Origin of the sequence: Haloarchaeobius salinus, assembly GCF_024464185.1 — an archaeon.
Classification (GTDB): Archaea; Halobacteriota; Halobacteria; order Halobacteriales; family Natrialbaceae; genus Haloarchaeobius; species Haloarchaeobius salinus.
Map to the genome: position 1 here is coordinate 48,654 of NZ_JANHAU010000008.1, position 11,662 is coordinate 60,315.

The following is an 11,662-nucleotide window of genomic DNA, read 5'->3' on the forward strand; positions in this document are numbered from 1 at the left end:
CAGTATGGGCCACAGAAGCTACCTGATAAAGCGCGGTCTGTCGACCATCCCGATGTTCGTGGGCCTCTCGGTGCTCATCTTCACCCTGGCCCGCGTCATCCCCGGCAGACCCGCACGACTGGCGCTCGGTCCGCGCGCGAGTGACGAGGCCGTCCAGAACCTGCGCGACCAGATGGGGCTGGACAAACCGCTCTGGGAGCAGTACTTCGACTACGTCGGCGGCGTCGTCCAGGGCGACCTCGGACAGTCGCTCATCTCGAACCGCAACGTGGCGACCGACCTGCTGGAGTACTTTCCGGCGACGTTCGAGCTGACGACGCTCGCGATGATACTCGCCATCTTCGTGGGTGTCCCACTCGGCGTCATCGCGGGCCAGCACAAGGACCGGTGGCCGGACAACGCCAGCCGCCTGTTCTCCTTCTTCAACGTCTCGCTGCCCCCGTTCTGGGCGGGTATCCTGCTCCAGCTCGCCGTCGCGTTCCAGCTGGGCTGGCTCCCCGCGACTGGTCGGGTCGGCGACGTGAGCCCGATGCCGGTCGAGACGACGGGGCTGCTCCTCGTCGACAGTCTGCTGGCGTTCAACGTGCCCGCGTTGATCAGCTCCAGCCAGCACCTCATCCTGCCGGCCATCACGCTGTCGCTCGCACCCATCGCCGACATCGCCCGGATGACCCGGTCGAGCTTCATCGAGGAGTACGACAAGGACTACGTCGAGGGGCTCCGCACCCACGGCATCCCCGAGCGCCTCATCGCGTACAAGTACGTACTCAGGCGGTCGTTCGCGTCCACGCTGACCATCATCGGGCTGGACTACGGCTTCCTGCTCGGCTCGGCGTTCGTCGTCGAGATCGTGTTCTCGTGGCCGGGGATGGCCTCCTACGGCGTCGAGGCCATCCTCCAGAAGGACATCAACGCGATGGTCGGCGTCACGCTCGTCGTCGGCGCGTCGTTCCTGCTCGTGAACTTCGTAGTCGACGTGCTGTACGGGGTCTTCGACCCGCGCGTCTGGCACGAGGGTGATTCCCAATGAGTGACGGCGAGACCGTCACCGCGGACGGCCCGGGACTGTTCGAGCGCCGGCGGGAAGACCTCGACCGCGTCGTCTACCGGTTCAAGCAGAACCCGATGTCGATACTCGGCCTGTTCATCATCTTCGGCTTCGTGTTCGTCGCGGTGTTCGCGCCGTACATCGCGCCGTACCCCGCCGACGCGGGCTACCAGGGCCAGCCGGCGGTCCACTTCGACAACAAGTTCGCGGAGCCGAGCGCCGCGCACCTGTTCGGCACCGACCAGGCCGGACGCGACATCTTCAGTCGGGTGCTGTTCGGGACGCGCCTGTCGCTGCGCATCGGCGTCGTCGTCCTGGCGGCCGCCGTCTCCATCGGCGTGCCCGTCGGCCTCGTCGCCGGCTACCTCGGCGGCGGCGTCGGGATGGCCCTGATGCGGATCACGGACGTGTTCCTGTCCGTACCACCACTGGTGCTCGCACTGGCGGTGAGCGTCGCGCTCGAACCCAATCTAACCAACGTGATGCTCGCCATCGCGGCGGTCTGGTGGCCGTGGTACGCCCGCCTCACGTACGGGGAGGTGCTCTCCGTGAAGGAGGAGACGTACGTCGAGGCGAGCCGCGGCATCGGCGCGACCTCGGCGCGCACCATCTTCCGGGAGATCCTCCCGAACGTGCTCGCACCCATCACGGTGAAGATGAGCCTCGACATGGGCTACGCCATCCTCGTCGCCGCCTCGCTCGGCTTCCTCGGCCTGGGCGCACAGCCGCCGACGCCCGAGTGGGGGACGATGGTCAGCCAGGGACGCGACTACATGCCCGCGCAGTGGTGGTACTCGACGTTCCCCGGCCTCGCCATCTTCCTCATCGTGCTGGGGTTCAACTTCCTCGGCGACGGCCTGAGAGACATGTTCGACGTGGAGGTGCAGTGAGATGGCGGACCCCATCCTCTCCGTCGACGACCTCTCCGTCGAGTTCGAGACGTACGAGGGGCGTCACCACGTCCTGAACGGCGTCGACCTCACCGTCGAGGAGGGCGAGACGGTCGCCCTCGTCGGCGAGACCGGCTGCGGGAAGTCCGTCACCGCGAAGTCCATCATGGGCACGCTACCCCGCCCACCCGGCGAGATAACCTCGGGCAGCATCACCTACGACGGCACCGACCTGCTCGCCGACGCCGACGCCCACGAGCGCATCCAGGGCGAGGAGATGAGCATGATCTTCCAGGACCCGATGACGTACCTCTCGCCGGTGTACCCCGTCGGCTCGATGATGGCCGACGTGGCGACCTACAGCGGCGGGAAGGACGTCTCCTGGCTCGGCATGCTGCAGAACCTGCTCGGCCGGCGGGCGAACCGCGCCGAGATCCGCGAGCGTAGCATCGAGCTGCTCGACCGGATGCGCATCCCCGACCCGGAGGGCACGCTGGACCGCTACCCGGTCGAGCTCTCGGGCGGGATGCGCCAGCGCGTCATCGTCGCGATGGCGCTCATCAACGACCCGACGTTCCTCATCGCCGACGAGCCGACGACCGCGCTCGACGTGACGGTGCAGGACCAGATCCTCGGCCTCCTCAGGGAGCGCGTCGAGGAGCGGAACCTCTCGATGCTGTACATCACCCACAACCTCGGCGTCGCCCGCGAGATCGCGGACCGCATCTGCATCATGTACGCCGGCGAGATCGTCGAGGTCGGGACGACGGAGGAGATCTTCGACGCGCCGCTGCACCCCTACACCCGGGGGCTCCTCGACAGCATCCCGAAGCTCACCGGCTTCGAGGGCGACGGCATCGACGGGCAGATCCCGGACTACACCGACCCGCCTGCTGGCTGTCGGTTCCACCCGCGCTGTCCCGCCGCGATGGCGGGCACCTGCGACGTGGAGCCGGTCGAGTCCCACACCGTCGGCGACGACCGGGCCGTCGCCTGTCACCTCTACGAGGATGGCATGTCCTTCGGCGAGGCGGCGACCGTCGCAGCCGAGGAGGCCGATGGCGTCGCCGAGGACGCGCCGACGGCTGAGGCCGGGGGTGAGCCATGAGCGGCGACCCCCTCGTCTCGGTGCGGGACCTGGAGAAGTACTACCCGGTCGAGACGGGGCTGTTCAGCCGGACCGAGTCCTACGTGAAGGCCGTCGACGGCGTGAGCTTCGACGTCATGCCCGGGGAGACGTTCGCCGTGGTCGGCGAGTCCGGCTGCGGGAAGACGACGCTCGGCAAGACCGTCGCCCGTCTCTACGAGGCGACCGGCGGGACCATCGAGTTCGACGGCCGTGACGTCACCGACCTCGACGGGAAGGCGCTCCGGCAGCTCCGTCGGGATATCCAGGTCGTCTACCAGGACCCGTCGTCGTCGCTGAACCCGCGCCGACGCATCGGTGCTATCGTCAAGGAGCCGCTGGTCGTCCACGGCGTCGGCACGAAGGCCGAACGCGACGAGCGCGTCGCCGACCTGCTCCGGCGGGTCGACCTGCCGGTCGAGTTCCGCCATCGCTACCCGAACGCACTCTCTGGCGGGCAGAAGCAGCGCGTCGCCATCGCCCGCGCGCTGGCGGTCGAGCCGAAGTTCGTCGTGCTCGACGAGCCGACGAGCGCCCTCGACGTCTCGGTGCAGGCGAAGGTCATCTCGCTGCTCGACGACCTGCAGGACGAGCTCGACCTCACCTACCTGCTCATCAGCCACGACCTCAGCCTCGTGAAGAACGTCGCCGACCGCATCGGCGTGATGTACCTCGGTAACTTCATGGAGGTCGCCGACAGCCGGACGCTGTTCGAGAACCCGGTGAACCCGTACACCGAGCAGCTGCTGTCTGCCATCCCGGTCGTCGAGAGCGGCGAGCAGTCGCTGAAGCCGCCGTCCGTGGAGGTCCGAGGCGAGACCCCGGACCCGAAGGACCCGCCGCCGGGCTGTCCGTTCCACCCGCGCTGTCACCGCGCGTTCGACGCCTGCGACGCCGTCGACCCCGAACTGGTCGAGGTCGAGGACGGCCACCAGACCCGGTGTCTCCACGACCCCGGACCGAAGGCCCAGGCGGTGGCCGAACACCGCTCCGATGACGTGACGCGGGAGGAAGTCACCGAGGAGTAGCGGACGCACGGGTACGGCGGGCGGGGGCACCCACCACCACCATCACCCATTGTCTGTCAGCCGCCTCGCCCGCCCACCGGTCGCAGGAATGACCGATGTCATTCTCAATTCGGTCGTCGATATACGCCTCTTAGAACTATTCAGAACTATTTGGGCACATTTTGAGCACAGTTCAGAATAATATCGCACGATAAGTTTATAGTAAGTGCCGTTCTGTTATACGCCATGCCACAAGATACCACCCGTGTCGCCGTCGATATCGGGGGGACGTTCACCGACCTCGTGGCGGTGCGAGACGGTGGACTCACCCTCGCGAAGGCGTCGACGACACCGTCGAACTTCGCCGGCGGCGTCCTCGACGCCGTCGAGAAGGGCGGCCTGCCGCTCGCGTCGGTCGACCAGTTCGTCCACGGAACGACCGTCGTCATCAACGCCATCACCGAGCGGACCGGCGAGGAGACGGCGCTGCTGACGACGGCCGGCTTCCGCGACGTGCTCGACGTGACACGCGCGAACCGCCCAGACATGTTCAACTACCAGTACGAGAAGCCCGAGCCGTTCGTCCCCCGGCGGCACCGCTGGGAGGTGCCCGAGCGCGTCGACCAGGCAGGCGAACCGGTCCAGCCGCTCGACGAGGACGCCGTCCGCGAGGCCGCCCGCGAGATCCGCGACGCCGGCTTCGACACCATCGCGGTCAGCTACCTCCACAGCTACGAGAACCCCGACCACGAGCGCCGCACACGCGAGCTCGTCGAGGAGGTCCACCCCGACGCCTACGTCACGCTCTCGCACGAGCTGACGAAGGAGTACCGGGAGTACGAGCGCACCAACACGGCCGTCCTCAACTCCTACGTCCGCCCCATCGCCGACGAGTACCTCGACACGCTCTCCGGACGCCTCGGGAACCAGGGGTTCGACGGCACCACGTACGCGATGAAGTCGAACGCGGGCACCGCGAGCTTCGACGAGGCCCGTCGTCGCCCCGTCGAGATGGTCGAGAGCGGCCCAGTCGGGGGCGTCTACGGCGCGGCCCACGTCGGCCGCCAGCTCGACGAGCCGGACGTCGTCAGCTTCGACATGGGCGGCACCACGGCGAAGACCTCGGTCGTCCGCGACGGCGAGGTCACCATCGACACCGACTACTGGCTCGAGTCGTCGCCCCGCGACGAGGGCTACCCGCTCAAGATCCCGGTCGTCGACATCGTCGAGATCGGTGCGGGCGGCGGCTCCATCGCCTGGACCGACGCGGGCGGCTCCATCAACGTCGGCCCCGAGAGCTCCGGTGCGGACCCCGGGCCGGCCTGTTACGGCCGCGGCGGCACCGAGCCGACCGTCACCGACGCCAACCTGCTCACCGGCCGGCTCAATCCGGACTACTTCCTCGGTGGCGACATGCGCCTCGACGTCGACGCCGCCGAAACCGCCCTCGAACCGCTCGCCGACGAGTTCGACACGAGCGTCCGCGAGGCCGCCCACGGCGTGCTCCGCGTCGTCAACTCCAACATGGCGAACGCGCTCAAGCAGGTGAGCATCCGCCGCGGCCACGACCCCCGCGACTTCGTGCTGGTCGCGAGCGGCGGCGCGGGCCCGCTGCACGCCGCGACCCTCGCGCGCGAACTCGGCGTGAAGGAGACGGTCGTCCCCCGGGCACCCGGGCAGTTCTCCGCGTGGGGGATGCTCGTCACCGACCTCCGGAAGGACTTCGCCCGGACCCGGGTCATGCCGTTCGACGGCGGCCACGCCGACGAGGTGGCTGCGACCGTCGCCGCGCTGGAGGCCGAGGCGCGCGACGCCTACGCCGCCGAGGACGTCGACGAGGACGAGCTCGTCCTCGAACGCTCGGTCGACCTGCGCTACGCCGGGCAGGAACACACCGTGAACACCCCGCTGGGCGACGGCCCGGTCGACGCGAGCGAGATCGCAGCGACCATCGAACGGTTCCACGCGCGCCACGAGCGGACGTTCGACTTCCGCCTCGACGACCCCTGCGAGGTCGTCAACGTCCGCCTGACCGCGTCCGCACCGATGCCGAAACCAGCCGTCGAATCGCTCGACGTGGCCGGCGAGCCCGCCGACGCGGTGAAGCACACCCGCGAGGTCGACTTCGCCACCGAGGGCATCCACGACGCCCGCGTCTACGAGCGCGACGCCCTCCCGACGGAGACGTCCATCGACGGCCCCGCGGTCGTCGAGGAACCCGCCTGCACGACGCTCGTCCACCCCGAACAGACGTTCGAGGTCGACACGTTCGGAAACCTACACATCAGCTAACCATGTCACAGCAATCCACCACATCCGACAGCGACGTCGACCCGTTCACACGCGAGGTCGTGACGAACGCCCTGCAGAGCGCCGCCGAGGAGATGTTCCTCAACCTCGGGCGCACCGCGAAGTCGAGCGTCATCTACGAGACGCTGGACTACGCCTGCGGGGTCACCGACGCCGACGCGAACGTCGTCGCACAGGCCAACGGCGTCCCGGGCTTCCTCGGGACGCTGAAGTTCTGCGTCGCCGACGCCGTCGAGAAGTTCGGACGGGACGGCTTCGACCCCGGCGACGTGGTGCTCCTGAACGACTACCACGGCGGCACCCACCTCAACGACGTGGCGATGGTCGCACCCATCTTCGTCGACGACGAGCTCGTCGGCTTCACCGCATCGAAGGCCCACTGGACCGACGTCGGCGGGAAGGACCCCGGCTCGTGGACGACCGACGCGACCAGCGTCTTCCAGGAGGGTGTCCAGTACCCGATGGTGAAGCTGTACGAGGGCGGCGAGCGCAACGACGCTGTCTACGACATCGTCGTCGCCAACACCCGGATGCCCGAGGTCACGCTCGGCGACATGGAGGCCCAGCAGTCCTCGATGGGCGTCGGGGCCGAGCGCGTCGTCGAGGTGTACGAGCGCTACGGTGTCGAAACCGTCCAGCACGCCATCGAGGACAGCTTCGACGCCGGCGAACGCCTCGTCCGCGACGAGATACGGAAGCTGCCCAACGGCACGTACACCGCCGAGGACAAGCTCGACGGCGACAGCGTCTCCGGCGACCCGGTCCACGTCGAGGTCGAGGTGACCATCGAGGACGAGACGGTCGCGCTCGACTACACCGGCACCGACCCGGAGGCGGACGGCCCCATCAACGCACCCTACGCCGCCTCCGTCTCCGACGTCCGGTCGTTCTTCCAGGCCATCACGCTCCCGGACGCCGACACCAACGAGGGGTTCTTCCGGCCGCTCGACGTGACGATCCCGGAGGGGACGGTGCTCAACGCCACGAAACCAGCCCCCATCGGCACCGACTGGGAGGGCTCCGCGATGGCCGCGGACCTGCCGTGGAAGGCGCTCGCGCCCCACCTCCCGGACCGGCTCTCGGCCGGGCACTTCCTCAGCGTCTGCGCGACCATCGTCGGCGGCCACGACGACCGCCGGGGCGAGGAGTTCCTCGTCGTCGAACCACAGCCCGGCGGCTGGGGGGCGAGCCCCGGCAAGGACGGCGCGGACGTGCTCGTCTGCTCGGGCGACGGCGACACGCTGGAGATGCCCGTCGAGGTGATGGAAACGCGCTTCCCGCTGCTGTTCGACCAGGCCGCCCTCGACACACCCCAGACCGCCGGCCACGGCGAGTTCCGTGGCGGCACCGGCTTCGTGCAGGACTACCGGGTCTACAACGAGTCCGGCGGCTTCATCACCGCCGGATTCGGCCGCTCCGAGTTCCCGCCGTGGGGCGTCGACGGCGGACAGGACGGCGACGGCAACCACATCGAGATCGTCCGAACTGACGGCGAGGTCGAACGGCACAGCAACCTCACCAACCACCAGCTTGCCGACGGCGACGTTGCCCGACTGGTGACGAGTTCGGGCGGCGGGTGGGGCGACCCACGCGAGCGCGACCCGGAACGCGTCCGCGAGGACTTCCGCGACGACTACATCACCCGCGAGACGGCCCGCGAGGTGTACGCCGTCGTGCTCGACGAAGACGGCGGCATCGACGAGGCAGAGACGGCGGCGCTCAGGGACGGAAGTGCGGACGAACCGACCGCCGGGACAGGAGGTGAGGACCGATGAGCGGCGTCGAACTCACCGAACTCGCCGACGTCTGGGACGACAGCACGGGCAGCCCGCTCACGCTGTTCGAGAGCGACGACCCCGAGTCACAGACGGGGTCGTACGTCATCCAGCCGGGCGAGCGCGTGCCGGAGGAGGGCTGGACCGCCCACGCTGGCGACGAGATCTCCGTCATCCTCGACGGCTCGGTCGAACTCGTCACGCCGGACGGCGAGTACAGCGTCGAGGCGGGGACGCTGTCGGTCATCCCCGCAGGCGTCGAACACTACAGCGTCAACCGTGGAGACGAGCCCTGTCGGCTGGTGTACACCGCGGTCGGCGGGCTCTGAAAAGCGGCTACTCTCCGTCGGTGACTTTCTTGTGCCAGGCCTTGTGGGTCTTCGTGACCGGGATGGCCTCGTAGCTCTCGACGACCGGGTTGTTCTGGAGTTCCTCCCTGAGGTACTCCTTGATGTCCGAGAGCGAGGCGTGCCAGACCCGCAGTAACAGGTCGTACTTACCCATGTACTCCTCGATCTCGTAGATGAGCTCCTCGCTCTGGACGTGGTCGACGAACTCGTCCAGTTCGTCGCTGTCCACGCCGGATTCGAGCGTGACGAACACGTCCGCGTAGGCGAACTTCGCCTCCTGCAGGACGAGGACGCCGATAACGTCGACCAGCCCGTTCTCCTGGAGGTTCTTCCGTCGCCGTCGCGCCGCCGTTCGAGAGAGACCGACACGTTCGCCGATTTCAGTGTCGGACATCCGGCCGTCCTCGTTCAGTGCCTTGTAGATACGATAGTCTGTTTCGTCGAGGTGCTCCTTCAGAATCCGTTTTATCTTGTCGTTTTCGAGCCATTCGTCCGCAGAGATAGACTGTGAACTCATCGCTTCGGAGATAGTCGTCCGAGGGTACTGTAAGTACCGGTCATATTGTCGAGGGTGCCGACCGATTCGTCCACTCACACGCGTACTGACCACGAACGGTGGCCTGAACGAGTCGTTATTTCCGGTTTCTCGTGCTCTCGTTCGACAGTCAACGGAAGAACTCTCGTTACCGATACACTCCACAGCGGTCGGAAGACAGAGCTCGTCGACGCAGTACTCGGGATTCCTTCCATCGGGTCGGGCAAGCGTTCCTCCGAATTTTGCCTGCCCCGTCCCTGACGGTTCCAGGGGCCGAACATTCAGGAAGCCAGCGGAACCACTTCAAAAGAGAACACGCTCATGGACGACCACCACGATACAACGGAGACGCAACCTGCCGCAGCGGGTGAGGCGGGGGTCACCGAGCAACACGAGCACGCCGAGCACGACGGCAACGGGTACGGTTCCCACGAGGGACACGGTGAGGGCCATGGCGGGATGCACGAGGGCCACGAGCAACTGTTCCGCCGACGCTTCTTCGTCTCGACACTCCTGTCAATTCCTGTCCTCCTCTACAGCGAAATCCTGCAGGAGTGGCTCGGGTTCTCCGTCCCCGCGTTCCCGGGGAGCGAGTGGATCAACCCCGTCTTCGCGGTCATCGTCTTCGCGTACGGGGGTGTACCGTTCCTCCGGATGGCGGTGCCGGAGCTGAGAGACCGGTCGCCGGGGATGATGACGCTCATCTCGATGGCGATCACCGTCGCGTTCGTCTACAGCCTTTCGACCGTGGTCTTCCCGACGCAGTCGGCGTTCTTCTGGGAGCTCGTGACGCTGATCGACATCATGCTGCTCGGGCACTGGATCGAGATGCGGTCGGTGCGCCGTGCCTCGAGCGCGGTCGACGAGCTGGCGAAGCTGCTGCCCGATACCGCCGAGCGCATCACCGAGTCCGGGAACACCGAGGAGATTCCCCTCAGTGAACTCTCTGAGGGCGACCTCGTACTCGTCCGACCGGGCGCGAGTGTCCCTGCTGACGGAATCGTCGAGGAGGGCGACTCGGACGTCGAGGAGTCGATGATCACCGGCGAGTCGAAACCGGTCTCGAAGGAACCCGGTGACGAGGTCATCGGCGGGACGATCAACGGCGACGGCAGTCTCCGCGTCCGCGTCGGTGCGACGGGCGAGGAGACGACGCTCGCGGGCATCATGCGCCTCGTCGATGAGGCGCGGCAGAGCAAATCCGAGACACAGGTGCTGGCCGATCGGGCGGCCGGCTGGCTGTTCTACGTCGCGCTCGGGGCGGCGGTCGTGACCGCAATCGCGTGGACGTTCGCTGTCTCGTTCGACGCGACCGTCATCGAGCGCGTCGTCACGGTGCTCGTCATCGCCTGCCCACACGCCCTCGGACTCGCCATCCCGCTGGTCGTCGCGATCAACACGTCGCTCGCCGCCCGGAACGGGATGCTCGTTCGCGACCGCATCGCGATGGAGGACGCACGGAACCTGGACGCGATCATCTTCGACAAGACAGGGACGCTCACCGAAGGCGAGCACGGCGTCGTGGATATGGCAACCGTCGACGGCGTCGACGAGGATGACGCACTCCGGCTGGCGGCAGCCGTCGAGGGCGACTCCGAACACATGATCGCTCGAGCCATCCGGGAGGCAGCTGACGAGCGTGATCTTGGTGCACCTGAGACGACCGACTTCGAGGCGATCAAAGGTCGTGGCGTCCGCGCGACCGTCGACGGAACCGAGGTGTACGTCGGCGGGCCGAACCTGTTGACCCAACTCGAGAGTGAGATACCGGCCCATCTCCAGCGCTTCGCTGACGAGGCAGGCGAGAACACCCAGACAGTGGTGTATCTCGTTCGCGAAGGCGAGCTGATTGCCGCGTTCGCGATGGCCGACGTGATCCGGGACGAGAGTTTCCGCGTCGTCGACGCCCTCCACGATCTGGGCATCGAGGTGGCGATGCTGACTGGCGACTCCAAGGACGTCGCGGACGCTGTCGCGGACGAACTGGGCATCGACACGGTGTTCGCGGAGGTCCTCCCCGAAGACAAGGACGAGAAAGTGCAGGAACTCCAGGACCAGGGGAAGCTCGTGGGGATGGTCGGCGACGGCGTCAACGACGCACCGGCGCTGACGCGGGCCGACGTCGGCATCGCTATCGGGAGCGGAACCGACGTTGCGGTCCAGTCGGCGGACGTCATCCTCGTCCAGAACAACCCGATGGACGTCGTTCGGCTAGTCAAGCTGAGCGGGGCGAGCTACCGGAAGATGCAGGAGAACATCGTGTGGGCAGCCGGCTACAACGTCGTCGCGATTCCGCTTGCAGCAGGCGTGTTGGCACCGATCGGCTTTCTGCTGTCCCCCGCCGTGGGCGCACTGCTGATGTCGCTGAGTACGGTCATCGTCGCCATCAACGCCCAGCTGCTTCGGCGCGTGGATCTGTCCATCCCCGAGCTTCCAGCCGGGACACCGTCCACGGAGGCACAACCCGCTGACTGAGGCCCTTTCTGACCACTTCACGCGGAATTCCGTCGGGGTATCGCTTCTTTGCTCTCCGATACTGGTCTTCCAACTCACGCCGGCCTCTATTTCACGCTCGACGAGCGACAGCAACCCATCCCTCTCGACCACAGCTGGTAGCCTGG

The 11,662-nt window shown here is 67.2% G+C and carries 9 protein-coding genes; 8 read left to right on the plus strand and 1 reads right to left on the minus strand.

The genetic code is table 11. From position 1 onward, the window contains the following. Positions 1-4 precede the first annotated feature (4 nt). The 7 genes from NO345_RS18920 to NO345_RS18950 all read left to right on the plus strand — a co-directional run bounded on the left by NO345_RS18920 (position 5) and on the right by NO345_RS18950 (position 8,485). On the plus strand, positions 5-1,030 hold the full coding sequence (locus NO345_RS18920; RefSeq protein WP_256301875.1) for an ABC transporter permease: 1,026 nt from the start codon (positions 5-7) through the stop codon (positions 1,028-1,030). Further along, on the plus strand, positions 1,027-1,938 hold the full coding sequence (locus tag NO345_RS18925) for an ABC transporter permease (RefSeq protein ID WP_256301877.1): 912 nt from the start codon (positions 1,027-1,029) through the stop codon (positions 1,936-1,938). Before NO345_RS18920 ends, NO345_RS18925 begins: the two co-directional genes overlap by 4 nt. Position 1,939: 1 nt before the next feature. Then, positions 1,940-3,046, plus strand: a complete 1,107-nt coding sequence (locus NO345_RS18930; protein ID WP_256301878.1) for an ABC transporter ATP-binding protein — start codon at positions 1,940-1,942, stop codon at positions 3,044-3,046. Further along, a complete protein-coding gene (locus NO345_RS18935; RefSeq protein ID WP_256301879.1) occupies positions 3,043-4,092 on the plus strand; it encodes an ABC transporter ATP-binding protein in 1,050 nt (349 codons plus the stop codon). The genes NO345_RS18930 and NO345_RS18935 overlap by 4 nt, the downstream gene beginning before the upstream one ends. A gap of 225 nt (positions 4,093-4,317) precedes the next feature. Beyond that, on the plus strand, positions 4,318-6,363 hold the full coding sequence (locus NO345_RS18940) for a hydantoinase/oxoprolinase family protein (RefSeq protein WP_256301881.1): 2,046 nt from the start codon (positions 4,318-4,320) through the stop codon (positions 6,361-6,363). Positions 6,364-6,365: 2 nt separating this feature from the next. Next, positions 6,366-8,156, plus strand: coding sequence for a hydantoinase B/oxoprolinase family protein (locus tag NO345_RS18945; protein WP_256301883.1), 1,791 nt, complete (start codon positions 6,366-6,368; stop codon positions 8,154-8,156). Next, positions 8,153-8,485 carry a cupin domain-containing protein gene (locus tag NO345_RS18950; protein ID WP_256301885.1) on the plus strand — a complete coding sequence of 111 codons (333 nt, stop codon included), beginning with the start codon at positions 8,153-8,155 and terminating at the stop codon, positions 8,483-8,485. Before NO345_RS18945 ends, NO345_RS18950 begins: the two co-directional genes overlap by 4 nt. Positions 8,486-8,492: 7 nt before the next feature. On the opposite strand, the gene NO345_RS18955 is transcribed toward NO345_RS18950, so the two are convergent. Further along, the gene (locus tag NO345_RS18955; RefSeq protein ID WP_256301887.1) at positions 8,493-9,023 is read right to left on the minus strand and encodes an Lrp/AsnC family transcriptional regulator; all 531 of its coding nucleotides are present in this window, start codon (positions 9,021-9,023) and stop codon (positions 8,493-8,495) included. A 477-nt stretch (positions 9,024-9,500) separates the two neighbouring features. Here NO345_RS18955 and NO345_RS18960 point away from each other — a divergent pair, with 477 nt between their 5' ends. Next, a complete protein-coding gene (locus tag NO345_RS18960; RefSeq protein WP_256301941.1) occupies positions 9,501-11,516 on the plus strand; it encodes a copper-translocating P-type ATPase in 2,016 nt (671 codons plus the stop codon). The last annotated feature ends 146 nt before the right edge of the window (positions 11,517-11,662 follow it).